Raw genomic sequence first — 25,663 nt, 5'->3', positions numbered from 1 at the left:
AAGCTATCGATTACATAGCAACTATTTTTATTCAAAAACAGGAGGTGACACAATGAACGTAAACAACGCGGTTACCACGTTTACAGCCGCTGACGCACAAGCAGCGACCGGGCTTGGCGGTGGGAAGAATGCGGCGATGCCGGAGCAGCAAGCCGGTTTTGGCAGCTTGTTGGCCACTGAGCTGACTGGTCTTCTCGCCAACATCCAGACGCAGACGGTGGATTCGCTTGTACCCCAAACTGCGGAGCAGGATGACCAGGGGGACGATGTAGGCGACCTGCTTGCCATGCTGGATCAGCTGCTGCAAAGCGGAACCGTCAACATGATTCCGCAGCAAGCGATTGAGCAGGCAAGCCAAGCGGCACAGACGGAATCGCCGGATCAAGGGCAGGTGGCAGTCAGTCTGCAGCCAAATGTCAAGCAGGCATTGGTCACAGCTTTTGTCAATCAAGGGGTGGATGATCAGCGTGCGACTCAGATGGCTGACCTGCTGGAATCATTGGTCCGTTCGCAATCGTCAGACCAACAGCCACAGGTAAAGCAAGCCGTACAGCAGGCGGTCGCCATTTTGGCGAAATACGGGGTAGACGTTCAGCAAGTAGTTCAGCCGGGGGGCGCAGCAAAGGACCCGGAACTATCGTTCACTACAGCGAAGAAAACGGTTGGTGGCAATCCGCGGGACATCCGCTATTCGCCGGTAACCCAATTCCAGTCAGCCATGCAGGCTCACTTGCTGCCACACCAAGTTCAGGTGGCATTGGCAAAATATCAGCCAGGTTTGGCAATCCGTCCGGAACAGCCGCAAACACAACTGGATCAATTGCTGCAAGCTGCTTTGCAAAATGTCGCTGACGTGACGAATGTGTCGTCAGATGAGGCGCAGACGAACAACAATGCATTTGCGGGCAGTCTGCAGACGGCTCTGCAGCCGAATGCCCAGCAGTCGAACGCACCGATAGCACAACCAAGCGGTGAGCTGGTTCGTTCGGAGCAATTGCCGAAAGATGTGGCGAATTTGTTCGTGAAGCAGATGAAGATCGTGGGTGCGAACGGAATGTCTGAAGCGAAAATAACGTTGCATCCGCAAGCGCTCGGTCAGGTCGATGTGAAAATTACCGCGAACAATCATGTGATTACCGCACAATTCGCCGCTGATACGCATGCCGGCAAGGAATTGCTGGATAATCAATTGCCGCAATTGCGGGCAGCTTTGACCCAACTGGGTTTGCAGGTCGACCGTTTGGAAGTGACGCAGCAGCAGCCTTCCCAGCAAGCGCAATTCGGCTTCCAGGAGCAGCGCGGAAGCCAGCAAAATCGCCAGGGAGAGCAGAACAAGCAATCCAATGAAGACGATGCTGAATTTAACATCGACGCGTTGACAGAGTCTGGTGGTGCAGATAGCTGGCTTGCCTCGAAGCAGGCGAAAGTGGAATATTCTGTGTAAAGGTTTGGAGGGATGCAACCGTCATGAGTGAACAATTTCGCGTCGGTCAATCGTTCTATCCATCCCAAACACGATTTCCAGCAAAGCAGATGGCGCCTGCGCAGACCAAAAAGCCATTCGAGCAATGGCTGCAGGATTCGCTGCCTGGCGCTTCGCAAAAGCAAGCGCAGCCGCTCCGTTTTAGCCAGCATGCTTCTGTGCGAATGCGAGAGCGGGGAATCGAGCTGGATGCCGCCCATCTCGCCAAGCTGGAGGGCGCTGTGACGAAAGCAGCGGGAAAAGGCGCCAAGGAATCACTGATCATGATGGACAACGTGGCGTTCGTGGTCAGCATCGTCAATCGGAAAGTGATCACGGCCGTAGAGCAAGGGCAGCTGAAGGACAATGTGTTTACCAACATTGACAGTGCCATTTTCGTATAAGCAAACGTAAGGGATGGGGGCTGGCCCTCGATCGAGGAAGCCCAGCGATTGCCGACTGACTGAGGCAATCGGAACAACACAACTTGAGGGGGATTATTGAATGCTTCGTTCAATGTATTCTGGGGTTTCTGGTATGCGTGGCTTTCAAACAAAACTGGACGTAATCGGCAATAATATCGCGAACGTGAATACGGTCGGCTTCAAGAAGAGCCGCGTCATGTTCCAAGATATTTTGAGCCAAAACGTTACGGGCGCATCTGCGGGGAATGGTAGTGGCTTGGGTGGTATAAACGCGAAACAAGTGGGCTTGGGTTCAACAACTGCATCCATCGATGTCGTACACTCTCCAGGCAGCCCGATGACAACAAATTTGACATCGGATTTGGCTATTGAAGGTGATGCATTTTTCGTTGTAAGTCCTGACGGAGGTACAACGAGGTATTTAACAAGAGCTGGAAATTTCACGCGTGATGGGGACGGCTATCTGGTCAATTCTCAAGGCATGCAAGTCCTGGATAGTGGCGAGTCGCCAATTCAAATCCCGCGAGGCACGTATGTTTCTTACTCGATTGGTCGGGATGGCAGCATCAATGCGACTGATACGCAAGGTGTGACGGCTCCGATTGGAAGCGGATTTATCGGAGTTGCTACTGTAGACAACGCAGCTGGTTTGAAAAAGATCGGAAATGCCTTATATGAATTGACACCGAATGCGAGGGAGGCTGGAAATACCCAGGTTGACAATATTACGAACCCTGCAGGTGCTAACTCTTCCATCGTTTCCGGTGCCTTGGAAATGTCCAACGTCGACTTGTCGGAGGAATTTACGGAAATGATCGTGGCACAGCGCGGTTTCCAGGCGAACTCCCGCATTATTACCACTTCTGACACAGTATTGGAAGAGTTGATCAACCTGAAACGCTAGATCGTAAGGTAAAATAAAGGAAGCAGGGCGGGGCCTTTGGGCCCCCACTTCCCCATGTGAAAGGGTTGGTCAGATGATCGAATTAACTCGATTGAACGGAGGAAAATTCTTTCTCAATATCACCCATATAGAAGTCGTTGAAGCAACTCCTGATACGGTCATCACCCTGTTGAACGGGAAAAAGCTGTTGGTAAAGGAACCGGCAAAAGCCATCGCGGAGCAAATCACCGCCTTTTACCAAAAAGCCAACTCGGCGACCGTCATTCCGCGTCCTGAAGACGACGACTCTATAGTATAGCAGGAGGCTTACGATGTTTCAAAACAAGCTGTTTAACATGGCCTTAATTATCATTATTTCCATAACCTTGATTGGTGCGGTGACGTTCGTGCTGTGGCAGTTCTACTTTTCGCCTTCTGCGCAAACGGCGGCAGCAGGACATGAAGAGGTGAAGCCGATGACCGCCGATGAAATGGTGGAATATACCGTTGATTCCGGCGAAATCACCACCAACCTGCTCTCGAATGACTACATTGTGGCGCGCTTTTCCATCACCGCTGACAGCAGCAAGGGCAAGGAAGAGCTGACCAAACGCATGCCGCAGGTGAACCAGATTATCATCAAGACATTGGCAGGATTGAAACGCGATGAACTCAGAGGAACGGAAGGCTTGAACAAGCTGGAAGCAAAGATCATGAATGAGATCAGCGCCATCATGCAGGAAGGTAAAATCGTTCAGGTCATTACGACCAAGAGCCTCTTTTCATAACGTGTAACAGGAATATACATAGCTAGGGAGGTGATCAGGATGGCCGAGGTTCTCTCACAAAGTGAGATAGATGCGCTGTTGGCCGCGCTCTCGTCTGGAGAGATGGATGCCAACGAGCTGAAAAAAGAAGATAGCGAGAAAAAAGTAAAAGTTTACGATTTTAAACGTGCTCTGCGGTTCTCAAAAGACCAGATACGCGGATTAACGAGAATTCATGAAAACTACGCCAGGCTTTTGACCACGTATTTTTCAGCTCAGCTGCGAACCTTTGTTCAAATCACTGTCGCCTCTGTCGATCAGTTGCCATATGAAGAATTTATTCGCTCAATCCCCAAGATGACGATCCTAAATATCTTTGAAGCTCCTCCTTTGGAAGGGCGAATGGTAATGGAGGTCAATCCCAATATCGCTTATGCCATGCTGGACCGATTGCTGGGTGGACAAGGGGCGATCCCGGAAAAGATGGGCGCGCTCACTGAGATCGAAAATACCGTGATGGAACGGGTGTTCAGCAAAGCGCTGGATAGCTTCCATGAGGCGTGGAAGCAAATCATCGACATCGATCCTTATTTGGAAGTGCTGGAGATGAATCCGCAATTCATGCAGATCGTTTCGCCTAATGAAATTGTGGCGGTTATCTCACTCAGCACCAAAATCGGTGACACGACAGGGATGATCAACATCTGCTTGCCGCACGTCGTATTGGAGCCGATCATGCCGAAATTGTCCGGACAGTATTGGTTCTCGACGCAGCGACGCACGCGCGATGAGCGTGAGGAAATTGTCCTTCAAGAAAAAATCAAGACAGCTATGTTGCCGATCGTGGCTGAACTCGGTACGGCGACGATCAATGTAGGCGAGTTCTTGAGTCTTTCCAAAGGCGATGTAATTCAACTGGATCAGGTAATTGACAGCAAATTGAGCATCAAAGTTGGCGAACGCATTAAGTTTCGAGGTCAACCTGGTACGGCAAAAGGCCGCATAGCCGTTCAGATCGACGAAGTCCTCGAAAAAGAGGAGGAGACCTATGAGTAGAGATATGTTATCTCAAGAAGAGATAGATGCCCTGCTTCGCGCCAACAACCTGGTGGGCGATGAGGAAGAACCGGAAAATCACGACGATGACACGGACATCACGGATTTTCTGACCGCTTTTGAACAGGATGCGCTTGGCGAGATTGGCAATATCTCATTTGGAAGTGCGGCGACCGCTTTATCCACGTTGTTGGGACAAAAAGTAGACATCACGACACCGACGGTATCACTGATTAAGCGAAGCACGTTAGAAGATGAATTTCCACGTCCCCATGTCGCGGTGCACGTTGAGTATACAGACGGTTTTCAAGGCATCAACCTGCTGGTCATCCGTGTCGAGGATGCGGCAGTCATCGCCGACTTGATGATGGGGGGTGACGGACGCCCAGCGACAACGGAATTATCCGAAATGCATGTGAGCGCCGTACAGGAAGCGATGAACCAAATGATGGGTTCTGCCGCTACCTCTATGTCCACGATTTTCAATAAATTGGTAAATATTTCGCCGCCAGGCATCGATATTTGGGATTTGTCACAGCCAGAAGGAAAAAATAACATTCCGGATGTTGACTTTCTCGTCAAAATATCGTTCCGTTTAATGGTAGGGGAACACGGCCAATTGATCGATTCATCCATTATGCAATTATTGCCAGTGCCATTTGCGAAACAGATGCTCGACATGCTGATGGGAGGAGCCTCGGCAGCGGAGCCTGCAGCCACACCGGAACCGGCCAAAGCGGCTCCTGCGCCGTCGCCAGAGCCTGCGTGGGACAATCCGGCTCCGGTTGCGGCAACGGCGGAAGCGGTAAGACCGCCGGTTTCGCAGCAGCCGCCTGTGCAGCCTCCGGCGATGCAGCCGCCACCTGGCATGCAGCCGCCGATGTATGGTCAGCCGCAGATGGACCCGTATGCGCAGCAGCATTATCAGATGCAGCCGCCGCCGGGGTATCCGCCGTACCCGTATCCGCCCTATCCCTATCCTCCGCAGTACCAACAGCCGCCTGCGGCTCCGCCCGCACCGCAGCATTTCGGAGGACTGGGTGCGACGCCTCAGCCGTCAGCGAGCGTAAAGCCAGCCCAATTCTCCGCTTTTGGAATGGGAAGCGCGCCGTCGTTCGATGACCAGAATTTGAACCTGCTGCTTGATATTCCGCTGCAGGTGACGGTTGAGCTGGGACGTACAAAAAAAGTAATCAAGGACATCTTGGAGCTTTCCGCCGGTTCCATCATTCAGCTGGACAAGCTGGCGGGCGAGCCTGTTGACATCTTGGTGAACAACAAGCTGGTTGCCAAAGGCGAAGTTGTCGTAATCGACGAAAACTTTGGCGTACGCGTGACGGATATTATCAGTCAATGGGATCGTGTTCAAAAACTACAGTAACGAACATTTCATTTACTTTTTGGGAGGAATTACGTAATGTCGAACAAAGTATTGATCGTTGATGATGCTGCATTTATGAGAATGATGATTAAGGAAATTCTGACCAAGAACGGCTACATCGTTGTGGGCGAAGCAAGCGATGGTGCGCAAGCTGTTGAAAAATACAAGGAATTGGGCCCGGATTTGGTGACAATGGACATCACCATGCCAGAAATGGACGGGATTACCGCATTGAAGGAAATCAAAAAGATTGACGGAAATGCACGCGTCATCATGTGCTCTGCAATGGGGCAACAGGCGATGGTAATTGATGCGATTCAAGCAGGGGCAAAAGACTTCATCGTCAAACCATTCCAAGCGGATCGCGTGCTTGAAGCGATCAAGAAAACACTGGGCTAAGAGATGAAAGGAACATCAGCGGTAGCAAGACTGTTTCTCCTTTGCTTCGTGTGCTTGCTCCTGCTTGCTAAACCTGCTGGAATTGTCTGGGCGGACGATTCTGGCTCCATTTCTGTGGCGGATCAGCTCAAGCTGGATAGCCAAAAGAAAACAGGCCAGACCGCCCCAACCAAATCAGAAGATGCTCCGCTCGCTCCAAGCTCGGACGGATGGGGCCTTCTGGTGCAATTCATTTTTTCCCTCGGCTTCATCATCCTTCTGATTTACTTCCTGCTGCGTTTTCTTGCCAAACGGCAAATGGGCGGAGCAGGACGTAACGGCGGGATGAAAGTCATCAGTTCCGTCTCGGTTGGGAATGGCAAGTCAATGCAAGTGGTTCAGATCGGCGATTCGCTTTATGTAGTCGGTGTGGGCGACAGCATTTCGCTTTTGCGCCATATCGAAGCGGGCGATGAAATGGACGCAATTCTCGCGGATGCGGAAATCGTGCCGACAGGTGCGGGCAAATGGGAAGAGATATTCGCCCGGTTGCGGCGCAAACCGCAAGCCGATCGTTTTGAAGTGACCGAAGAGCTGGATACGTCTCGATCTTTCGATGAAATGTTGGGCAAAGAGTGGGACGAGGTCGGGGGCAAAACGGGCATCGCACTTTGGGATGATGAGTCAAAACGAGGTAAAGGAGACCACGTATGAAAAAGAATCACATACTCCTGCTGCTTTGTTTGCTCGTCTTGACCAGCGCTGCGGTCTTCATCGTTCCAGCGAACGTCTCTGCCGCTCCAGCAGGTGCAGCGGGAACTGCGAATGTGATCCCGTCGATCGATTTCCAAATTGGCGATGGTGATAAAACGCCGTCGGGTACGGCGACAACCTTGAAGATTTTGCTGATGCTGACCGTGCTTTCGGTAGCGCCGGCGATTCTTTTATTGATGACGAGCTTTACGCGCATCGTGGTTGTGCTGTCCTTTGTCCGAAACGCGCTCGCCACGCAGCAAATGCCGCCAAACCAGGTGCTGGTCGGCTTGGCGCTGTTCATGACGTTTTTTATCATGACGCCGACGTTCTCGGCTGTGAATGAACAGGCGGTGCAGCCTTTCATGGAAGGCAAACTGACGCAGCAACAGGCATTGGTCAAAGCATCGATTCCGTTCAAGGAATTTATGGCCAAGCAGACGAGGGCGAAAGATTTGCAGCTGTTTCTCGATTATATGAAAGCGGAGAGACCCAAGACGATTCAAGACATCCCGTTGACCGCGCTCGTGCCTGCGTATGCCATCAGCGAATTGAAGACGGCGTTTCAAATCGGCTTTATGATATTTATCCCGTTTCTTGTAATCGACATGGTCGTTTCCAGCGTGCTGATGGGGATGGGGATGATGATGCTGCCGCCAGTCATGATTTCACTGCCATTCAAGATTCTTTTGTTCATCATGGTGGACGGCTGGTACCTGATCGTCAAATCTCTGTTGACCAGTTTTTAACAAGCAAAGGAGGCCGACATGTCACAGGAATTAATCATGCAGATCGCGCAAAGTTCCGTCTATACCATCTTGTTGGTTTCTGCACCGGCACTGGGAATTGGACTCGTTGTCGGCTTGCTTGTCAGTATTTTTCAGGCAACCACGCAAATCCAGGAACAAACGCTTGCCTTTATCCCAAAAATTGTCGCGATCATGGTTTCACTGCTGTTGTTCGGACCATGGATGCTGCGCATTCTCGTCGAGTTCACGATGAATATTTTTGGCAATCTGCATCGGTTTGTAGGGTAGGGACATGGAATTTTTGCTACAGGTTCTTCCGATCTACTTGCTGGTATTGGTACGCGTTACGGCATTTTTCGTCTCCGCCCCGATCTTTTCAAACCGAGGTGTCCCTAACCAGTTCAAAATCGGGTTTGGCATTGTGGTGGCAGCGATCAGTTTTTCTTATGTGACGGTCGCAGAACCGATTCAACTGGATTTGTCCTTTGCGTTGTTAGCCGTTAAAGAAGCATTGATCGGTGTCATGCTTGGATTCTTATGCCAGATGTTTTTCTTTGCGATTCAAATTGCCGGCGGTCTGATGGACATGCAGCTCGGCCTGGCGATGGCGAATGTGATCGACCCTCGTACAGGCGCGTATGTGCCGATTACCGGTAACTTCAAAAGCATGCTGGCAACCCTTTATTTTTTGAGCATCAATGGCCATCACGTGCTGATCGATGGCTTGCTGCGCAGCTACAAGATGGTGCCGATCGACAAAGTGTGGGTCCCGATTAACAGCGAACAGATGCTCTGGTTTGTCGTACGGGCGTTTGAGTACATGTTCTCGAGCGCATTTTTGATGGCGACGCCGATCGTCGTCTCGCTGTTCCTGGTAGACCTGTCTCTTGGTATTATCGCCAAATCGGTGCCGCAATTTAATATCTTTGTTGTCGGGTTGCCGATAAAATTAATTGCCGGCTTTCTCTTGTTGATTGTGGTAATGCCGGCTTTCTTTTTGGTAATCAGCGGATTGTTCGAACGGATGTTCCGCGCATTAGTTGAGATGCTGAGGCTATTGGGGGGATGACGATGCTGCGGGTCCAGCTGCGCTTCCCCGTCGATCTCCAATACTTCAACGGGGAAAAAACCGAAAAAGCGACCCCGAAAAAGAAGCAGGAAGCGCGGAAAAAAGGGCAGGTCGCCAAAAGCTCGGACTTATCCCCTGCTTTTGCGGTTACAAGCATTTTCACGCTGCTGTATGTTTTCGGATCGTCCATGCTCGATTCGTTTGAACGCATACTCCGGGAGACGCTGACCACGTACCTCTTGTGGGACGTCAATCAGGAAAATCTCGGCGTAATCGTGAGCAAGATCGGCTTTGAGGCGATCAAGATCGTGGGGCCGATTTTTGGTTTTGCGATCGTGGTCGCCTTGGCTGTCAATTACATGCAAGTCGGTGTGAACTTTACGACAGAGCCGTTGATGCTGAAGTTGGACAAGATCAATCCGATCCAAGGCGCCAAACGCATTTTTTCGATGCGAACGATCGTGGAGCTGCTGAAATCGATCCTGAAAATTTCGGCAGGGATTTATGTGGCGTACTCCATTTTGTGGAGCGCCAAAGATACGTTGATCAAGCTGTCGCTTACTTCTGTGGAAAACGTGCTCGCGTTCACGGGGGATGAAGTCGTCAAACTGGGCTTGTTCATCGGGATTCTTCTCGTCATTCTGGCGGTAAGCGACTATGTCTATCAACGGTATGAGTATGAAAAGAGCTTGCGGATGTCCAAGCAAGACATCAAGGACGAATACAAGAAGAGCGAGGGCGACCCGCTCATCAAAAGCAAGATCAAGCAGCGGCAGCGGCAAATGGCGATGCAGCGGATGATGCAAGAGCTGCCGAAAGCGGACGTGGTGATTACGAACCCGACGCACTTTTCCGTCGCGATCCGCTATGAAGCGGGTGCGATGAGTGCGCCGACGGTCATCGCCAAAGGACAGGATTACATCGCCCTGAAAATCAGGGAAATCGCCAAGAAAAACCGCATCGTCATCATGGAGAACAAGCCGTTGGCGCGTGCGCTGTACAGTCAGGTTGAGATTGGCCAACAAATCCCGGAAGAGATGTTCAAAGCGGTAGCGGAAGTGCTCGCTTACGTCTACAAGCTGCAGGGCAAAGTGAAATAACCGACAAAGGAGGAGACAGTCGTGGGGGCAAAAGAACTTGGCATTATATTCTTTGTGATCAGCATCGTCGTCATGATGGTAATCCCCCTCCCACCTGCCCTTTTGGATCTATTGTTGATCTTGAATATCTCGTTGGCATTGACGATTTTGCTCGTATCGATGAGAACCAAAGAGGCTTTGCAATTTTCGATCTTTCCTACGCTTTTGCTGTTAACGACCCTGTTTCGACTTGCCTTGAACGTATCGACCACGCGGAACATCCTTTCACACGGCGAAGGCGGCAGGGTCATCGAGGCCTTCGGCCAATTCGTTGTCGGTGGAAACCAGGTGGTCGGTTTTATCGTGTTTCTGATCCTGATCATCATCCAGTTCATCGTGATCACGAAAGGCTCGGAGCGCGTGGCGGAAGTAGCCGCACGCTTTACGCTCGACGCGATGCCGGGGAAGCAGATGAGCATTGATGCGGATTTGAATGCGGGTATGATCACGGACGTCGAAGCGCGGAATCGCCGTCAAAAAATCGAGCGGGAAGCGGATTTTTACGGCGCGATGGATGGTGCCAGCAAATTCGTAAAAGGGGACGCCATCGCCGGGATTATCATTTTCATTATCAACATCATCGGCGGTTTCATTATCGGGATGGCTTTTCTCGATATGAGTGCCGGTGAGGCGGCGAAGCACTTCACCAATCTTTCCGTAGGGGATGCGCTGGTCAGCCAAATTCCCGCACTGCTGATTTCGACGGCGACAGGGATTATCGTAACCCGCGCGACATCCGATGACAGCCTCGGTTCCGACATTACCGGTCAGCTGTTCGGCCATCCGAAACTATTGTACATTGTGGCTGGTGCCATCGCTTTCCTTGGAATTTTGACGCCAATCGGGATATTTGCAACATTTCCGATCGCCGGGATTCTCGCCTATGGGGGCAGGCAGCTTCAGCGAAGGGTGAATACAAAAGTGGTGGAAACGGCACAACAGGAAGCGGAGCAAAAAATGGACGAAGTCCGATCGCCGGAAAGTGTCGTCAATCTGTTGCAGGTGGATCCGATCGAGTTCGAATTCGGATACGGCTTGATCCCGCTCGCAGATACGAAACAAGGCGGGGATTTGCTCGACCGCGTCATCATGATTCGCCGCCAGTGCGCGCTGGAGCTGGGTATCGTTGTACCCGTCATCCGGATTCGCGACAACATTCAATTGCGGCCGAATGAATATGTCATCAAGATCAAGGGGAACCAAATCGCAAAGGGAGAAATTTTGCTCGATCACTACCTGGCGATGAGTCCTGGATTCGATGACGATTCCGTTGTCGGGATTCCGACGCAAGAACCCGCGTTTGGTTTGCCTGCATTATGGGTAACAGAAGAGTATAAGGAAGTTGCCGAGCTGTCCGGCTATACGGTGGTCGATCCGCCGTCGGTCGTTGCCACGCATTTGACAGAGATCATCAAGCGTCATGCGCATGAGCTGTTGGGCCGCCAGGAGACGAGAGCCTTGATCGACAACATCAAGGAAATGATGCCTGTGCTGGTTGACGAGCTGATTCCCGGCATGCTTTCGGTCGGCGATGTGCAAAAAGTTTTGCAAAAGCTGCTGAAAGAAAAAATTTCGGTGCGCAATTTGCCAGCAATTTTGGAAGCGCTGGCCGATAACGCCATGTACACCAAAGATCCGGAAGTGCTGACCGAATATGTGCGCCAGGCGCTCGCAAGGCAAATTACGCTGCAGTATACCGAACCCGGTCAGCCGCTGGTCGTGATCACCGCTGGTCCAGGATTGGAGAAAGCGATCTCGGACCGCATCGAACAGACCGAGCAAGGAAGCTACCTGGCGATGGACCCGGATACGACGCAGCGGATTTACCAAAGCATGTCCGAGCAGGTTGGCAAAGTCGCCGCCACCGGGCAGCAGCCGATCTTGCTGGCGTCGCCTGCGATCCGCATGTATTTGCGGCAGCTGATGGAGCGCATGATGCCGGATATTCCGGTGATCTCGTATAGCGAGCTTGAACCTCATGTGGAAGTGCAAAGTGTAGGGATGGTGAATGTGCAGTGAGGGTGAAACGTTATCTGGTGGATTCGATGCCTGATGCCTTGGAAAAGATCAGGATCGACCTTGGCAAGGACGCGATTATTTTAAATACCAAACCAGTGAAAACCGGTGGCTTCATGGGTTTGTTCAGCAAGCGGCAGATTGAAGTAATCGCGGCGGTCGATGCCAAACAGGCGAATGACCGCTCGGAAAAAGGGGGACCTGCGCAAGCGGCCGCTCCGGTCAATTCCTATGTTGCCAAGCAAGCCTACCAGCGAACTGTCGGCAGTTCATCACCTGAAACGACAGAGACGAAACGGCCACAGCCGGTGAAGGCTGCTGCATCTCCTGCAATTGCTGTGGCGGAGCTGGCAGCGCCAGCGGAAGCATCGCTGCAGCAGGCTGCGGTTCAAGAAAAAGCGGAAATGGACCAAACGCCACGAACCGCATCGATTCCGCAAGCAGAAGCGGCGATTGCCCGCGTGGAATCGCCGCCGCAACAGGTGGCAAGCATGAGCGCTGGCGCAGAAGGCCAGAAGCTGAAACAAGCGGTGGCGCAGCCAAGCGGAGACCTCGCCCAAGAGTTGCGCGATATGCGGCACGTGTTCCAAAAGCTTCTGCTGAAACCGGATGGCACCGAGGTGCTGCCGGATGCCTTGCGCAAGGTGCGCGATCGTTTGATGGAACAGGAGCTTCTGCCGGAGCTTAGCATGGTTGTTTTGCAAGAGATGACCAAACGGCTTGAAAAGACAGAATCACTTGCGGATGAAGAAGCGAATCAGCTTGCTGCCACCGTCATCCAGGAGCAGGTTGCGGCTGCCGCACCGGTTTCCACGCACATCAGCCGCACGACAAAAGTGGCGTTTTTCTTTGGTCCGACCGGCGTTGGCAAGACGACGACCATCGCGAAACTGGCAGCCGACGCGATGCTCAAGGAAAGGCGAAAAGTTGGTTTCATCACGACCGATACGTTCCGAATCGGAGCGGTGGAGCAGCTCAAGACATATGCGAATATTTTAAACGTGCCCCTGGAGGTTGTGTTTGCTGCCAAAGATTTGCCGATTGCGATGGATCGTCTCGCCCATTGTGACCTGATTTTTGTCGATACAGCCGGACGCAATTACCGTAACAATGAGTATGTCAAGGGGATCATGGACTTATTGGAGAAGGAAACGGACAGTGAAAACTACCTGATTTTAAGCCTAACTTCCCGCTATAGCGATATGAAGCCGATTGTGCAAAACTTTCAAGATGTATCGATTCATAAGGTCATTTTCACAAAAGCGGATGAAACGATGATCTTTGGTTCCATTCTGAATGTGACACATGAATTCGGTCTGAAGCTCTCCTACATCACAATCGGGCAAAACGTGCCGGATGACATCGTCATTGCAACCCCGGAAGTCGTCGCCAGCCTGATTTTGGGAGAACGGGCGTATGCGTGATCAGGCCGCACAGCTGCGCGAACGGCTGCAGAAATCGCAGGAAGGGAAGGCAACGAGGCTGATCACCGTTACAAGCGGAAAAGGCGGAGTCGGCAAATCGAACTTCACCCTGAATTTTGCCCTGGGATTGTTGGAGAGCGGGCAAAAAACAGTGGTTTTCGACGCTGACCTTGGATTTGCCAATCTGGATGTGCTGATGGGGATCAGCTCCAAAAAACATTTGCTGCAATTGCTTGAGCCGCAGACAACCGTTTGGGATATTCTCGAAAAAGGTCCTGGCGGGCTGGAGTTCATCGCGGGAGGAACGGGCTTTTCGCAAATGATGAAGGTTGATGACGGCAAGCTGGACACGCTGTTTCGCCAGCTTGAAAACTTGCAGGGCTATGCCGATGTCCTCCTGTTCGATACCGGAGCGGGGGTCAGCAATGAATCCATGCGGTTTATCCTCTCGGCAGACGAAGTTCTTTTGGTCACGACGCCCGAACCGACATCCATCACCGACGCGTATGCACTCATTAAAATGATCCATTCGCAAAATCCGCAGACGGCGATTCGGCTTGTGATCAATCGGGTCAGCAGCTATCAGGAAGGCAAGCAGACGGCAGACAAACTGGCGATGGTCGCCAAACGGTTTCTCGACATGGAGCTGTCCACGCTTGGGGTGATCCCGGATGATGCCCATGTCTCGAAATCGGTGAAGCAGCAGAAGCCCTTTTTCCTGACGTATCCGCAATCGGCTGCGGCAAAAGGCATCCGAGAGCTGGTTGCGGCTTATACCCGCGGCGCTGGGGCCGTTTCGTCGATCGAAACCGGGTCAGGCGGACTCAAAGGGTTTTTCGCCAAAATGAGAAACATGATTCGATAGGATGGAAGGAAAAAGGCTTATAGGGAGAGGGGGCAGCTGCAATGAAGACAATTCGGGTTCTCGTGGTAGATGATTCAGCTTTTATGAGGAAAGTCATATCCGATATATTATCAGAAGATCCGTCGATCGAAGTGATCGATCGGGCGAAAAACGGAAAAGAATGCGTAGAAAAAGTGAAGAGTCTTCAGCCGGACGTCGTCACACTCGACCTTGAAATGCCGATCATGAATGGCTTGGAAGCATTGGAACAGCTGATGAAGGAGCATCCCGTACCAGTCGTCATGCTCAGCAGCGTGACGAGAGAGGGGGCCGAGCAAACCATTCGTGCGCTGGAACTCGGAGCGATTGATTTCGTCACCAAACCATCCGGATCGATTTCTTTGGATATACATAAGGTGGCGGACGGAATCGTGGAAAAGGTGAAAGCGGCGGCTTTGACCAGAATGAGACAGCGCAGGCCGGGCGGATTCGCACCCAAGCCATCCGCGTCCATTCCATCGCCATCACCGGCGCCAAGTCCCGCTGTGCAACCGCAACCGCCTGCAAAGCCTTTGGGTTTTCCGCGTCCGCCTGCGGCTCCGGCTGAGCGGGAGACCGCGTCAACACAAGCGACGCCACCTTCTGTGACTCCGATGAAACAAAATCGGATCGCACCGCTGGGAACCTCGTTTTCAAAGCTGGTGGCAGTCGGGACGTCGACAGGCGGACCGAAAGCGCTGCAAACGTTGCTCACGGCGATACCGGCCCAGTTTCCGGCGCCGATTGTGGTCGTCCAGCATATGCCGCCCGGCTTTACCCGTTCCTTGGCCCAACGATTGGACACGCTTTGCGGCCTGCACGTCGTCGAGGCGGAAAACGGACAAGCGCTGGAGGCGGGAACCGTCTACATAGCTCCAGGGGGCTACCATATGGAAGTCGCTGAACAGAGCGGGAAACAACTTACGATTCATTTACATCAGGCAGATCCGCGCGGTGGGCACCGTCCATCAGTAGACGTACTATTCGAATCAGTGAGCAAGTTGACAAATGTTAGCAAATGGGCAATTATCATGACAGGCATGGGAAGCGATGGGACTAAGGGATTACGACAAATGAAAGAGGCCGGGCCAGTGACGAGTATCATCGAGGATGAATCAAGCTGCGTTGTATACGGTATGCCGCGTTCTGCGGTCGTTGCCGGATTGGCAGATCATGTAGTACCCCTGGAAAAAATCGCGGAGACGCTAGTAAGGCTCGTCAACTGATTGGGAGGTGGATGTATCATGGATATGAATCAATACCTAGACATGTTTATTGAAGAGTCCAAGGAGCATTTGCAGGCCATCAACTCCAACCTGCTGCTTTTGGAAAATGATCCGAATAGCATTCAGATCGTCAATGAGATTTTCCGTTCCGCACATACGCTCAAAGGGATGGCGGCGACGATGGGCTTTGAGGATATGGCAAGCCTGACCCATGAGACCGAAAATGTGCTCGATTTGATTCGCAACCACAAGCTGCAAATCAACAGCGATTTCATGGACGTGATTTTTCAAAGTGTAGATTTGCTGGAGGGCATGGTGTACAACATCATCGATGGCGGCGATGGGGCAGCGGACGTTTCGGAACCGGTTGCCAAATTGCGTGCGATCGTCTCTGGCGATGTGCCGAAGCCGCATGCGGAAGTGGAGCAGTCCATTGTGGAAGTAGCGGCGAGCGCCGTCGCGGTTGCTCCGGAACAAACAAACGTTGAAGAAACCCGCGACTACGGACTGGATGATTACGCGATCACCATCATTCGCCAATCCAAGGAATCCGGCAATGTCCCGTATTCCATCCGTGTCACACTGCGCCAAGACTGCTTGCTGAAAGCGGCGCGCGCGTACATGGTGTTCGATGCGCTGGAGTCGATGGGCGAGGTGATCAAATCGCAGCCGAGTGCAGAGGAGATCGAGAACGAGAAGTTCGACTCGTTCTTTGAAGTGGTGTATCTCTCCTCGCAGCCGGCCGAAAAAATCAAAAAGGCGATCGAAAACATCTCCGAAATCGATGAAGTGCTCCTTGAGGTCGTACAGCTGAAAGAGCATGTCGAAGCGGATCTGCAAAAGAAACAGGCGGAAGTTACCCAATCTGCTCCGCAAAAGACGGCGGATGCAGGAAACGGAAGCAAAAAAGAGGCGGACAACGGACAGGCTGCCGTGAAAAAAGCTTCTACAGGCAAAACGATTCGTGTCGACATCGAGCGCCTCGACATTTTGATGAACCTCTTCAGCGAGCTTGTGATCGATCGCGGCCGTCTGGAGCAGCTGGCACGCGAGCTGGGCAAAAGCGAGCTGCAGGAAACGGTTGAGCATATGAGCCGCATCAGCGGCGATTTGCAAAACATCATCCTCACGATGCGCATGGTTCCGGTCGAGCAAGTGTTCAACCGCTTCCCGCGCATGGTGCGCGATTTGGCAAAAGAATTGAACAAAAAAGTCAATCTCGAAATTTTCGGCGCGGAAACCGAACTGGACCGAACCGTCATCGATGAGATCGGCGATCCGTTGGTGCATTTGCTGCGCAACTCGATTGACCATGGTGTCGAGTGGCCGGAAGAGCGCAAAAAAGCGGGCAAGCCCGAAGAAGGTTCGGTCCAGCTGAAAGCGTACCATAGCGGAAACCATGTCTTTATTGAAGTGAAAGACGACGGTAAAGGGATCAACAAAGAGCGCGTCTTGAAAAAGGCGATCGAAAAAGGGATCGTCAATCAAACGAATGCGGATTCCCTCTCCGACAAGCAAATTTATGAACTGCTGTTTGCTTCCGGCTTGAGCACGGCTGAACAAATTTCCGATATTTCCGGACGCGGTGTCGGACTGGATGTGGTAAAGACCAAAATTGAATCCCTCGGCGGTTCGGTGAGCGTCGATTCCAATCCAGGACAAGGCACAACCTTCCTGATTCAACTCCCGCTGACACTTTCGATCATTTCCGCGATGCTGGTGCAGGTCGAAGACGAGAAATTCGCCGTGCCGCTCAGCTCCATCATCGAAACAGCGGTCTTCCGCCAGGATGAGATCATGATGGCGCATCGTCAAAAAGTGATCGATTTCCGTGGAAAAGTGGTGCCGCTTGTTTCCCTGAAAGACATCTTCCAAATTCCTGACAACGGGACAGCCAAGGATGATGAGGTGGCGGTTGTCATCGTGCGCAAAGGCGAAAAAATGGCCGGCCTCGTCGTTGACTCGTTTATCGGTCAGCAAGAGATCGTGTTGAAATCGCTGGGCAAATACTTGGTCAATGTGTTCGCAATCTCGGGTGCCACGATTTTGGGCGACGGTCAGGTTGCGTTGATTATCGATTGCAATTCGCTTATCAAGTAAGGGAGGGAATCATAAATGATCGAGCAAAAAGAAATTATCCGAGAAGTGAAAGTCATTGTGTTCCGGCTAAAGGATGAAGAGTACGGCGTTGAAGTGAGCCAGGTGAAATCCATCGAGAAGCTGGAGCACATTACCCGTGTGCCGCGGACGCCAAAATTCGTCAAAGGGGTCATCAACCTGCGCGGCGTAGTTACGCCGATCATTGACCTGCGCAGCCGTTTTGCACTTGATGAAGCGACGTATTCCGAATCGACACGCATCATCATCGTTGCCGTTGGCGAGCTGGAAGTGGGGTTGATCGTTGATGCGGCAAACGATGTCATCGATATTCCGCTCAGCTCCATCGAACCGCCGCCAGAAGTTGTGGGAGGCGTGGAAGCCGCTTACTTGCGCGGTGTAGCGAAATTAGAGAAACGTCTGTTGATTCTGCTGAATTTGGACAAAGTCCTGAATACAGAAGAAATCAAACAGCTTGATGCGTTTGAGGTTTAACTTATGACAAACTTCTCGAACTATGGAGATTTTCAATTGGACGTTCTTCGGGAAATTGGAAATATTGGGGCGGGGCATGCAGCGACCGCCCTCTCCAAGCTGATTCAAAAAGAAGTGGATATGAAGGTGCCGCAAGTCAAAGTCATCACCTTTGACGAGATTGCAGATTTCGTTGGCGGAATGGAAGCTGTGGTCGTTACGGTCTTTTTGCGTGTGGAAGGCGATTGCCCGGGCAGCATGTTTTTCATCGTCGATTTGCAGTCGGCGCGCAATTTGCTCAAAGAGCTTTTGGGAATGGAAGTCAGCGAGGATTATGGCCTGACCGATATGGAGGCTTCTGCGCTCCACGAGATTGGCAATATCCTGATCGGCTCGTACTTGTCGTCCTTGGCAGATTTCACCGGGCTGAACCTGCAGCCATCGGTACCGGCCCTGGCAATCGATATGGCCGGCGCCGTACTGAGCTACGGCCTGATTGAGTTGGGCCGCTCCGGCGACTTCGCCCTGACGATCAACACCTCCTTCTTTGAAGGCAATAACCAGGTTAAAGGACATTTCTTCTTAATTCCGGACCCTGACTCTTTTGAAAAACTATTTATCTCATTAGGAGTCCCTCTCGATGGAAATTATTAAGATAGGTATGGCTGATTTAGGCATCGCATTTCCGCCCGATCGTCTGCGCACAACCGGTTTGGGTTCGTGTGTAGGGGTCGTCCTCTTTGATGAAACAAAAAAAATCGCTGGCATGGCGCATGTCATGCTGCCTGATTCTTCTCTCGGCAAAACAGCCGACCTCAATATCGGAAAATATGCAGATACAGCGATCCCGAAGCTGATTGCCGACATGGAAGCTGCCGGGTCTTTCACCCGCAACATGATTGCCAAATTGGCCGGCGGGGCGCAAATGTTCGCTTTCATGTCCGGAAATGACACGATGAGGATCGGGCCGCGCAATGTGGAGGCGTGCAAGGAGATGCTGCACTCGGCACGCATACGCATCGTGGCGGAAGATACGGGGGGAAATTGCGGACGAACCATCGAAATGGATGCGGCAACCGGCATTCTGCAAATACGCACCGTAAATCAAGGAATAAAGGAAGTGTAGACGATGGCGGGAACAATCGTGCTGAATTTCGCTGTCGGAGCGGCCGCATTTGTCTTCACGTTTCTTTCCGCGGTCTTTCAAAATGTGTGGTCGGTATCGCTTTGGCGTGCATTCATCGCATTTTTGGTCTTTTTTATCGCAACCTATATTGTCCGCTGGCTGATCGGCTTGTTTGCGTCTCCAGCGGCCACGCCGGATGTCGGCAATCACGTCGATTTGGTTACGCCTGAAGCAGGGGCGCATGGCCCTCACAGCGCGGAAGCGGAACGTGATCTGGCAGAATCATTTACGCCGTTTCAGCCACCGCGACTGGACCGAACGGAAGTAGAGGAAGACCCTGATAAGATTGCAAATATCATTAGGCGGTTAGCTGATGAATAAAGGTTGGTGGTTTTTGCATGACTCGCGTAAACAACCAAGACAAAGCAAAAGAATTCGACAAGTGGATAATGTGGAAGGAAGAAGGCAGCCGAGAAGCCGAGGTTGACTTGGTGACACAATTTTTGCCGCTCGTCAACAAGGTGGCAAACCGTTTGGCGATTGGCCTTCCCAGCAACGTGGACAAGGATGACCTCGTCAGCTATGGACGAATGGGCCTTCTCGATGCACTGTCTAAATTTGACCACACGCGAGGCTTGCAATTTGAGACCTATGCGATGTGGCGAATACGTGGAGCAATGATTGACGGGCTGCGGGAAAATGACTGGATTCCTCGCACGGTACGCGATAAGGCCAAAAAAATCGAGGAAGCCTACACCCACCTTGAGCAGCAAAACTTGCGCACGCCGACCGAAAGCGAGCTATGCGATTACTTGGGCATGACGGAAAAGGAAATTCAGCAGGTTGTCTATGACACGTCTCTCGCCTCCATGATTTCGATTGATGAAGTGGTTGGGGATGAAGATGAGCAGAAGACGGCGCGCCATTCCTATATCGTAGATGAAGTAACGAAACGGCCGGAATCGGTTGCGGAAAAAAACAATCTGAAGGAAATCCTTGTGCTGGCAATCGATAAGCTGCCGGAAAAAGAGCGGCTGGTCGTGTCCCTGTTTTATTTCGAGGAATTGACGCTGTCAGAGATCGCCGAGGCGATGAGCCTGTCGCCGTCACGCATTTCCCAGCTGCATTCCAAGGCGATTTTCCGCATGCGCACAGCCCTGCAGCGTTGGAAAAATCAGCTAATGAACAATTAGCTTTTTCAATAGATGATCATTTTGGATCGAAAAAGAAGGTTTTGACACGATTGAGGATGAAATCTTTTGGGACGGAAGAAAAACTTCCAGAAGAAGGCAAGGCACCAAGTCTGATATCTGGCTTGGGCCAGCATGTATCAGGCTTTCTTCAAGAAGTTTTTCTTCCCGTATTCGCAATTTGCAACTTCTCAAGGGGGGTCTGATGCACGTGAATGCGATAGTCGCAGCATTTGCGGCTTTGCACCGATGGACAGCCTCGAAGGAAGTTTTTTCATTTTAAATGCCAAGGAGGGAGTCGTTTGCAGGACGCAAAGCTACATTCTTTGGAATTGGTGGTCTCGCCTGACCGCATGCAAGCCGATTTGATCATTCATTCTGAAAATGGGCAAATCGACATTACGGAAAGTGAGATTCGCCAGTTTTTAAAGAGCCAGCAGGTTGAATTCGGAATTTTGGAGCATGTGATCGAACAAATTTGCAATGATCCGCGGCGCTATGTGAACCAGCCCCAGCCGATCGCAGATGGGATGCCGCCGGTGCCAGGGACGGACGGTCGTGTCGAGTTTGCGTTCCAATCGTTGATGAGCGATGAGCCGAAACCGAAAGAAATGGATGATGGACGCGTCGATTATTACAACATCGTCAGCATTCCCAATGTGTCACGTGGACAGCTTTTGGCGCGCAAAGTGCCGCCTGTGCCGGGAATTGACGGCTGTGACATCACCGGAGCGGCGGTTGTGGCGAAAAAGGGCAAAGAGGTCATCATCAAGCCGGGGAAAAACGTCGTGCTGAATGAAGACAAAACGCTCTTGTATTCCGCAATTGACGGGCAAGTCTCCTTTTCCGACGATCAAAAAATCAACGTGTTCCCCGTATTTGAAGTGAAGGGCGACGTCGATTTCAGCGTAGGCAACATCGATTTTGTTGGAACGGTTGTGGTTCGTGGCAATGTACCGACCGGTTTTCGCATCAAGGCGTCCGGCGACATCCGCATTTTGGGAAGCGTGGAAGGCGCTGAGCTGGAAGCAACCGGATCGATCGAGATCAAAAGCGGCATCGTCGCCCAGGACAAAGGTTCGGTCGTCGCAGGCAATACGATCAAGACCTCATTCATCCAAAACGGCAACGTCTCGGCACAAGGCGATGTTATCGTGTCGCAGAGCATCATGTTTTCCAATGTGCGTGCGGGAAAAAACATCATTTGCCGCGGAGCCAAAGGCTTTATTATCGGGGGGACGCTGCAAGCAGGCGAAAAAATCGTGGCCCGCGTCATCGGGAATGCCAGCGCGACGCCGACTGTCCTGGAAGTGGGGGCAAAACCCGAGCTTCGCAACGAATTGGCGACGATCCAGCGCGAATTGCAAGTGATCCATGAAAATATGCGCAAAGCGGATCAAGGTCTGAATGTTCTGAATCAATTGATGCAGACAACGGGAGACCTGACACCGGACAAGCGCGCCTTGCAAATCAAGTTGACCAACACGCGCCTCATGCTGGAAAAGGATGGCAAGAAATTGGATGCGAGACGACAGGAAATCGAGAAGCTGATCGAGGGCGACTCGCCGGCAGCGGTCGAAATCCATTCCGTGATGTACCCGGGCATCAAGCTCGTATTTGGACGGATGGTCCGGTTTATCAAGCAGGAGTTTTCTCACACCCGTTTTGTTATGATTGACGGCGAGATCAGCACATCGACACTTCTGTAGGGGAGTGAGACAGGCATGAGCTTGAAGGCAGTGGAACTGCAGGTAGCCATCCCCCGGACACAGGAGCTGGGGCGGCAGCAGGAAAATCATCAGCAGCGCTTGTGGCATGAGCAGCAGTCGATCATTGCCGAGCGGAATCAGGAGGACCAGCACAACCGGGTCCGCACGCAAGAGCTGGAAAAATCGGCAAAAGGGTACAATACAGAAGACAGGGAGCGCGAACGCAGGAAATCGCAGGAAGCGATGGAGCAATGGGAAGAGAGCAGACAAGCGGAAGCGCGCAAGCCGCATGTTCCGATGAAAGATCCATTGCGTGGACGCCACGTTGACATCTCATTGTAAAAACAGAAAGTGTGTGTGAGTATGCTGGAACAACCAATCTATCTTTTGATGGGGGCAGGCCTTCTTATCCTTCTTATCGCATTGATTGTAACCATCCGGCAAAAGGGAGCTTCCGGACAAGCGCAGTCGCGTTCGCAAGAGCAAAAGCTGCAGGAACGTCAAGAGATGGAGAAGAGCTTGCAGCGCTTTGTGCATCAAGTGAAGCAAGAAAACGAATTGGTGGTTGCGAACCTGCGCAAAACCAAGGAAAATTTGCGTTCGGATTTGGATCAGCTGGAGGAGCGCATCCAGACGCTTGAAAGCGAGCTTGGTGCAGTTCGCGCGCAATTGGAAAGAAGCGGGGGCGAAACGCCAAAAGAGACGCCATCTATCGGCGACAACGAAACGCCGCGCGTTCAGGAAGATACACTCTTTCTGCGGGAACGGTTTCAACGCGCGTTCGCGCTTCAGCGGGAAGGATTGTCCCTTGATGAAATCGCCAAGCAGCTGGGAGCGGGCCGCGGTGAGCTTGAACTGATCTTCTCGCTGGCTGCGCCGCAAGAAAGAGGGCGTGCCCATGAGTAGTCGCTCTTTTTTATACGGATTGGGCAGCGGCCTCATTGCAGCTGCGGCGGTCATGTGGTTTTATCCGGCACAGCCCGGACAGAAAGCGCTGACACAGGAGGAACTGGCGGCGATCGCGCAGCAAAGGCAGCTTGTGCTCATGCCCAAGGCGGAATACAACAAGCTCAAAAATACGGATAAAAGCGCAACGTCGCCAGCGAAGGCGCCCGTTTCGCCAACAGCGCCGCAGACACAGGCACCGAAGCAGCCGGCAGCAGGCGATACAGCGCCATCCAATCAGCCGGGGCAGCCATCCGCTCCTGTGCAGCCTGCGGCGCAGCCGGGCAAAGCGCCTGATGCCACAGCGCCAAGCAAGCCTGACTCCGCATCAGCAGCGCCGCAGGTGGCACAGCCGACCGCACAGGAGCCGCAAGTGACATCGCCTGGGGTACCGGTTGAATTGGTCACGGTGCGCATCCCGGGGGCAACCAATGCGACCGCTGCCGGCAAGCTGCTTGCCGATGCAGGCTTGATCCAATCTGCGGATCAATTGGTGAACGCGCTGCGCGCCGCCGGCAAGCTCGACCGCATCCGGGCAAACACCTACCAAATCCCTAAAGGGACAAGCATTGACGAAATTGTGAAACGTATTACAACCCCGCCGAAAAAATAAGGCGGGCTTTCTTGCATTTGGATTTGCCATATGATATAGTTTTCTACGGTGTTCAGTTCAATACGCACGTCAACCAATCCTGTCAACGGTGCTGCGAGTTTCGCAGTTTTGGTGGGAGATGCGGTTGGGGGTGGGCACAAAAAACCATTTCTTGAAGGAGGTGTGTTGCTATGGCGGTAATCTCCATGAAACAGCTGCTCGAAGCTGGTGTACACTTTGGTCACCAAACTCGTCGCTGGAACCCAAAAATGGATCGCTATATCTTCACCGAACGTAACGGTATCTACATCATTGACTTGCAAAAGACAGTAAAGAAAGTCGAAGAAGCGTATAACTTCGTTCGCGAACTGTCTGCTAACGGAGGCAAAATCCTCTTCGTTGGTACGAAAAAGCAAGCGCAAGAAGCTGTGAAGGAAGAGGCTGAACGTACAGGCCACTACTACATCAACCAACGCTGGTTGGGTGGTACCCTCACCAACTTCACAACCATCAAAAAACGTACTGCTCGCCTGGCTGAGCTGCAACGTATGGAAACCGACGGTACTTTCGATGTACTGCCGAAAAAAGAAGTAATCGTACTGCGTAAAGAAATGGATCGTCTGGAGAAGTTCTTGGGCGGTATCGCGAACATGAACGACCTGCCTGACGCTCTGTTCATCATTGATCCACGTAAAGAGCGCATCGCTGTTGCTGAAGCTCGCAAATTGAACATCCCGATCGTTGCCATTGTTGATACAAACTGCGACCCGGATGAGATCGACTATGTGATCCCTGGTAACGACGACGCAATCCGCGCTGTTAAATTGTTGACCAACAAAATGGCTGACGCTTTGTTGGAAGGCAGCCAAGGCGCTGAACAAACAACCACGGCGTAAGACATGCGAGGGTGGACTGAGGGCTTCAGAACCTCGTCCACTCTTTTTTTCAGGATAGACTATGGACGTACGAAAACCAGGGAGGTAAAAAACATGGCAATTAGTGCACAAGCGGTTAAAGAATTGCGCGAAAGAACGGGCGCAGGTATGATGGATTGCAAAAAAGCGTTGGAAGAAACCAATGGCGACATGGAAAAAGCGATTGACCTGCTGCGTGAGCGCGGTATCGCGAAAGCAGCGAAAAAAGCAGGTCGCGTAGCGGCTGAAGGTTTGACTGCGGTTGCAGTGAGCGGCAACGTTGGCGCAATCGTAGAAGTGAACTGTGAAACAGACTTCGTTGCGAAAAACCCTGAGTTCCAACAACTCGTAAAAGACATCGCCGAGCATGTTGTCGGACAACGCCCGGCAACGGTTGAAGCTGCACTGGAGCAACCGTTCAAAGGCGAAGGCAACACATTGGCTCACGTGATCAGCGAGAAAATCGCGACAATCGGTGAAAACATCTCCTTCCGCCGCCTGGCTGTTTTGGAAAAAGCGGACAACGGCGCGTTTGGTGCCTACCTACATATGGGTGGTAAAATCGGTACCCTCGTTGCGATTGAAAACAGCACGAACGAAGAGCTGGCAAAAGACATCGCAATGCACGCAGCAGCGTCCAACCCTCGTTTTGCAAACCGTGAAGAAGTATCGGCAGACGAGATCGAACGTGAGCGCGAAGTGTTGAAAAACCAAGCGCTGCAAGAAGGCAAACCAGCAAACATCGTTGAGAAAATGGTAGAGGGCCGCCTCTCCAAATTCTTCGAAGAATACTGCTTGGTAGAGCAACCGTTCGTAAAAGATCCGGACAAAAAAGTTTCCCAACTCTTGAAGGAAGCAAACGCTTCCCTGAAAGCTTTCGTTCGTTTCCAAGTAGGCGAAGGCATCGAGAAGAAACAGGAAGACTTTGCTGCTGAAGTAATGGCGCAAGTAAATAAGCAGTAAGACAAAATAAAGGGAACACCTATGTGTTCCCTTTTTTAAAGG

At 51.9% G+C, this 25,663-nt stretch carries 29 protein-coding genes; all 29 read left to right on the top strand.

Annotation, left to right across the window (positions count from 1 at the left end; translation table 11 throughout):
• Window positions 1–52 precede the first annotated feature (52 nt).
• Window positions 53–1,444 carry a flagellar hook-length control protein FliK gene (locus ACTID9_RS17115; protein ID WP_441065871.1) on the top strand — a complete coding sequence of 464 codons (1,392 nt, stop codon included), beginning with the start codon at window positions 53–55 and terminating at the stop codon, window positions 1,442–1,444.
• A gap of 23 nt (window positions 1,445–1,467) precedes the next feature.
• The gene (locus tag ACTID9_RS17110) at window positions 1,468–1,866 is read left to right on the top strand and encodes a TIGR02530 family flagellar biosynthesis protein (RefSeq protein WP_441065869.1); all 399 of its coding nucleotides are present in this window, start codon (window positions 1,468–1,470) and stop codon (window positions 1,864–1,866) included.
• Window positions 1,867–1,966: 100 nt separating this feature from the next.
• Window positions 1,967–2,791 carry a flagellar hook-basal body complex protein gene (locus ACTID9_RS17105; protein ID WP_441065867.1) on the top strand — a complete coding sequence of 275 codons (825 nt, stop codon included), beginning with the start codon at window positions 1,967–1,969 and terminating at the stop codon, window positions 2,789–2,791.
• Between the two features lie 73 nt (window positions 2,792–2,864).
• Window positions 2,865–3,089, top strand: a complete 225-nt coding sequence (locus tag ACTID9_RS17100; protein WP_441065865.1) for a flagellar FlbD family protein — start codon at window positions 2,865–2,867, stop codon at window positions 3,087–3,089.
• A gap of 13 nt (window positions 3,090–3,102) precedes the next feature.
• Window positions 3,103–3,558 carry a flagellar basal body-associated FliL family protein gene (locus tag ACTID9_RS17095; RefSeq protein WP_441065863.1) on the top strand — a complete coding sequence of 152 codons (456 nt, stop codon included), beginning with the start codon at window positions 3,103–3,105 and terminating at the stop codon, window positions 3,556–3,558.
• Window positions 3,559–3,597: 39 nt separating this feature from the next.
• Entirely contained in the window at window positions 3,598–4,593 is a 996-nt protein-coding gene (fliM, locus tag ACTID9_RS17090; RefSeq protein WP_441065861.1) for a flagellar motor switch protein FliM, read from the top strand.
• Entirely contained in the window at window positions 4,586–5,974 is a 1,389-nt protein-coding gene (fliY, locus tag ACTID9_RS17085; RefSeq protein WP_441065859.1) for a flagellar motor switch phosphatase FliY, read from the top strand. The genes fliM and fliY overlap by 8 nt, the downstream gene beginning before the upstream one ends.
• 36 nt (window positions 5,975–6,010) lie before the next feature.
• Window positions 6,011–6,373 carry a response regulator gene (locus ACTID9_RS17080; RefSeq protein WP_122916530.1) on the top strand — a complete coding sequence of 121 codons (363 nt, stop codon included), beginning with the start codon at window positions 6,011–6,013 and terminating at the stop codon, window positions 6,371–6,373.
• Between the two features lie 3 nt (window positions 6,374–6,376).
• Window positions 6,377–7,066 carry a flagellar biosynthetic protein FliO gene (locus tag ACTID9_RS17075; RefSeq protein WP_441065856.1) on the top strand — a complete coding sequence of 230 codons (690 nt, stop codon included), beginning with the start codon at window positions 6,377–6,379 and terminating at the stop codon, window positions 7,064–7,066.
• Window positions 7,063–7,854, top strand: coding sequence for a flagellar type III secretion system pore protein FliP (gene fliP / locus ACTID9_RS17070; RefSeq protein ID WP_441065854.1), 792 nt, complete (start codon window positions 7,063–7,065; stop codon window positions 7,852–7,854). Before ACTID9_RS17075 ends, fliP begins: the two co-directional genes overlap by 4 nt.
• Before the next feature lie 18 nt (window positions 7,855–7,872).
• The gene (gene fliQ, locus ACTID9_RS17065; protein WP_122916528.1) at window positions 7,873–8,142 is read left to right on the top strand and encodes a flagellar biosynthesis protein FliQ; all 270 of its coding nucleotides are present in this window, start codon (window positions 7,873–7,875) and stop codon (window positions 8,140–8,142) included.
• A 4-nt stretch (window positions 8,143–8,146) separates the two neighbouring features.
• Window positions 8,147–8,923, top strand: coding sequence for a flagellar biosynthetic protein FliR (fliR, locus tag ACTID9_RS17060; protein WP_441065852.1), 777 nt, complete (start codon window positions 8,147–8,149; stop codon window positions 8,921–8,923).
• A gap of 2 nt (window positions 8,924–8,925) precedes the next feature.
• Window positions 8,926–10,023: a flagellar biosynthesis protein FlhB gene (gene flhB, locus ACTID9_RS17055; protein ID WP_441065850.1), complete on the top strand. Its 1,098-nt coding sequence runs from the start codon at window positions 8,926–8,928 to the stop codon at window positions 10,021–10,023.
• Window positions 10,024–10,044: 21 nt separating this feature from the next.
• Entirely contained in the window at window positions 10,045–12,081 is a 2,037-nt protein-coding gene (gene flhA, locus ACTID9_RS17050; RefSeq protein WP_441065848.1) for a flagellar biosynthesis protein FlhA, read from the top strand.
• Entirely contained in the window at window positions 12,078–13,502 is a 1,425-nt protein-coding gene (gene flhF, locus ACTID9_RS17045; protein ID WP_441065846.1) for a flagellar biosynthesis protein FlhF, read from the top strand. Before flhA ends, flhF begins: the two co-directional genes overlap by 4 nt.
• Entirely contained in the window at window positions 13,495–14,367 is an 873-nt protein-coding gene (locus ACTID9_RS17040; RefSeq protein ID WP_441065845.1) for a MinD/ParA family protein, read from the top strand. The genes flhF and ACTID9_RS17040 overlap by 8 nt, the downstream gene beginning before the upstream one ends.
• Window positions 14,368–14,408: 41 nt before the next feature.
• Window positions 14,409–15,611 carry a protein-glutamate methylesterase/protein-glutamine glutaminase gene (locus ACTID9_RS17035; protein ID WP_441065843.1) on the top strand — a complete coding sequence of 401 codons (1,203 nt, stop codon included), beginning with the start codon at window positions 14,409–14,411 and terminating at the stop codon, window positions 15,609–15,611.
• 18 nt (window positions 15,612–15,629) lie between these two features.
• Window positions 15,630–17,711: a chemotaxis protein CheW gene (locus ACTID9_RS17030; protein WP_441065841.1), complete on the top strand. Its 2,082-nt coding sequence runs from the start codon at window positions 15,630–15,632 to the stop codon at window positions 17,709–17,711.
• 15 nt (window positions 17,712–17,726) lie between these two features.
• The gene (locus ACTID9_RS17025; RefSeq protein WP_122916520.1) at window positions 17,727–18,203 is read left to right on the top strand and encodes a chemotaxis protein CheW; all 477 of its coding nucleotides are present in this window, start codon (window positions 17,727–17,729) and stop codon (window positions 18,201–18,203) included.
• Window positions 18,204–18,206: 3 nt separating this feature from the next.
• Window positions 18,207–18,836 (top strand): chemotaxis protein CheC, encoded by a 630-nt coding sequence (locus ACTID9_RS17020; protein ID WP_441065840.1) that lies wholly within the window; start codon window positions 18,207–18,209, stop codon window positions 18,834–18,836.
• A complete protein-coding gene (locus tag ACTID9_RS17015) occupies window positions 18,823–19,308 on the top strand; it encodes a chemotaxis protein CheD (RefSeq protein WP_441065838.1) in 486 nt (161 codons plus the stop codon). Before ACTID9_RS17020 ends, ACTID9_RS17015 begins: the two co-directional genes overlap by 14 nt.
• Before the next feature lie 3 nt (window positions 19,309–19,311).
• Window positions 19,312–19,689, top strand: coding sequence for a hypothetical protein (locus ACTID9_RS17010; RefSeq protein WP_441065836.1), 378 nt, complete (start codon window positions 19,312–19,314; stop codon window positions 19,687–19,689).
• A 17-nt stretch (window positions 19,690–19,706) separates the two neighbouring features.
• Window positions 19,707–20,501 (top strand): FliA/WhiG family RNA polymerase sigma factor, encoded by a 795-nt coding sequence (locus tag ACTID9_RS17005; protein ID WP_441065834.1) that lies wholly within the window; start codon window positions 19,707–19,709, stop codon window positions 20,499–20,501.
• Window positions 20,502–20,800: 299 nt separating this feature from the next.
• Entirely contained in the window at window positions 20,801–22,207 is a 1,407-nt protein-coding gene (locus ACTID9_RS17000; RefSeq protein WP_441065832.1) for a DUF342 domain-containing protein, read from the top strand.
• A 15-nt stretch (window positions 22,208–22,222) separates the two neighbouring features.
• Entirely contained in the window at window positions 22,223–22,549 is a 327-nt protein-coding gene (locus ACTID9_RS16995) for a hypothetical protein (RefSeq protein WP_441065830.1), read from the top strand.
• Window positions 22,550–22,570: 21 nt separating this feature from the next.
• Entirely contained in the window at window positions 22,571–23,113 is a 543-nt protein-coding gene (locus ACTID9_RS16990; protein ID WP_441065828.1) for a DUF6115 domain-containing protein, read from the top strand.
• A complete protein-coding gene (locus ACTID9_RS16985) occupies window positions 23,106–23,765 on the top strand; it encodes a hypothetical protein (protein ID WP_441065826.1) in 660 nt (219 codons plus the stop codon). Before ACTID9_RS16990 ends, ACTID9_RS16985 begins: the two co-directional genes overlap by 8 nt.
• A gap of 170 nt (window positions 23,766–23,935) precedes the next feature.
• A complete protein-coding gene (gene rpsB / locus ACTID9_RS16980) occupies window positions 23,936–24,640 on the top strand; it encodes a 30S ribosomal protein S2 (RefSeq protein ID WP_441065824.1) in 705 nt (234 codons plus the stop codon).
• Window positions 24,641–24,733: 93 nt separating this feature from the next.
• Window positions 24,734–25,621, top strand: coding sequence for a translation elongation factor Ts (gene tsf / locus ACTID9_RS16975; protein WP_441065822.1), 888 nt, complete (start codon window positions 24,734–24,736; stop codon window positions 25,619–25,621).
• Window positions 25,622–25,663 lie beyond the last annotated feature (42 nt).

It is taken from the genome of Brevibacillus fluminis (assembly GCF_052072235.1).
GTDB classification, from domain to species: Bacteria; Bacillota; Bacilli; order Brevibacillales; family Brevibacillaceae; genus Brevibacillus_D; species Brevibacillus_D fluminis_A.
This window is presented reverse-complemented; position numbering and strand designations above follow the sequence as displayed.

What these genes read in the sequence shown, in the direction of transcription:
- fliY (WP_441065859.1), top strand. Translation starts at nt 4,586, where the DNA reads ATGAGTAGAGATATGTTATCTCAAGAAGAGATAGATGCCCTGCTTCGC.
- rpsB (WP_441065824.1), top strand. Translation starts at nt 23,936, where the DNA reads ATGGCGGTAATCTCCATGAAACAGCTGCTCGAAGCTGGTGTACACTTT.
- ACTID9_RS17005 (WP_441065834.1), top strand. Translation starts at nt 19,707, where the DNA reads ATGACTCGCGTAAACAACCAAGACAAAGCAAAAGAATTCGACAAGTGG.
- ACTID9_RS17025 (WP_122916520.1), top strand. Translation starts at nt 17,727, where the DNA reads ATGATCGAGCAAAAAGAAATTATCCGAGAAGTGAAAGTCATTGTGTTC.
- ACTID9_RS16985 (WP_441065826.1), top strand. Translation starts at nt 23,106, where the DNA reads ATGAGTAGTCGCTCTTTTTTATACGGATTGGGCAGCGGCCTCATTGCA.
- flhB (WP_441065850.1), top strand. Translation starts at nt 8,926, where the DNA reads ATGCTGCGGGTCCAGCTGCGCTTCCCCGTCGATCTCCAATACTTCAAC.
- fliM (WP_441065861.1), top strand. Translation starts at nt 3,598, where the DNA reads ATGGCCGAGGTTCTCTCACAAAGTGAGATAGATGCGCTGTTGGCCGCG.
- ACTID9_RS17030 (WP_441065841.1), top strand. Translation starts at nt 15,630, where the DNA reads ATGGATATGAATCAATACCTAGACATGTTTATTGAAGAGTCCAAGGAG.
- fliP (WP_441065854.1), top strand. Translation starts at nt 7,063, where the DNA reads ATGAAAAAGAATCACATACTCCTGCTGCTTTGTTTGCTCGTCTTGACC.
- ACTID9_RS17015 (WP_441065838.1), top strand. Translation starts at nt 18,823, where the DNA reads ATGGAAATTATTAAGATAGGTATGGCTGATTTAGGCATCGCATTTCCG.
- ACTID9_RS17035 (WP_441065843.1), top strand. Translation starts at nt 14,409, where the DNA reads ATGAAGACAATTCGGGTTCTCGTGGTAGATGATTCAGCTTTTATGAGG.
- ACTID9_RS17040 (WP_441065845.1), top strand. Translation starts at nt 13,495, where the DNA reads ATGCGTGATCAGGCCGCACAGCTGCGCGAACGGCTGCAGAAATCGCAG.
- ACTID9_RS17095 (WP_441065863.1), top strand. Translation starts at nt 3,103, where the DNA reads ATGTTTCAAAACAAGCTGTTTAACATGGCCTTAATTATCATTATTTCC.
- ACTID9_RS16990 (WP_441065828.1), top strand. Translation starts at nt 22,571, where the DNA reads ATGCTGGAACAACCAATCTATCTTTTGATGGGGGCAGGCCTTCTTATC.
- ACTID9_RS17115 (WP_441065871.1), top strand. Translation starts at nt 53, where the DNA reads ATGAACGTAAACAACGCGGTTACCACGTTTACAGCCGCTGACGCACAA.
- fliR (WP_441065852.1), top strand. Translation starts at nt 8,147, where the DNA reads ATGGAATTTTTGCTACAGGTTCTTCCGATCTACTTGCTGGTATTGGTA.
- ACTID9_RS16995 (WP_441065830.1), top strand. Translation starts at nt 22,223, where the DNA reads ATGAGCTTGAAGGCAGTGGAACTGCAGGTAGCCATCCCCCGGACACAG.
- ACTID9_RS17075 (WP_441065856.1), top strand. Translation starts at nt 6,377, where the DNA reads ATGAAAGGAACATCAGCGGTAGCAAGACTGTTTCTCCTTTGCTTCGTG.
- fliQ (WP_122916528.1), top strand. Translation starts at nt 7,873, where the DNA reads ATGTCACAGGAATTAATCATGCAGATCGCGCAAAGTTCCGTCTATACC.
- ACTID9_RS17020 (WP_441065840.1), top strand. Translation starts at nt 18,207, where the DNA reads ATGACAAACTTCTCGAACTATGGAGATTTTCAATTGGACGTTCTTCGG.
- ACTID9_RS17100 (WP_441065865.1), top strand. Translation starts at nt 2,865, where the DNA reads ATGATCGAATTAACTCGATTGAACGGAGGAAAATTCTTTCTCAATATC.
- tsf (WP_441065822.1), top strand. Translation starts at nt 24,734, where the DNA reads ATGGCAATTAGTGCACAAGCGGTTAAAGAATTGCGCGAAAGAACGGGC.
- ACTID9_RS17110 (WP_441065869.1), top strand. Translation starts at nt 1,468, where the DNA reads ATGAGTGAACAATTTCGCGTCGGTCAATCGTTCTATCCATCCCAAACA.
- ACTID9_RS17010 (WP_441065836.1), top strand. Translation starts at nt 19,312, where the DNA reads ATGGCGGGAACAATCGTGCTGAATTTCGCTGTCGGAGCGGCCGCATTT.
- ACTID9_RS17080 (WP_122916530.1), top strand. Translation starts at nt 6,011, where the DNA reads ATGTCGAACAAAGTATTGATCGTTGATGATGCTGCATTTATGAGAATG.
- ACTID9_RS17105 (WP_441065867.1), top strand. Translation starts at nt 1,967, where the DNA reads ATGCTTCGTTCAATGTATTCTGGGGTTTCTGGTATGCGTGGCTTTCAA.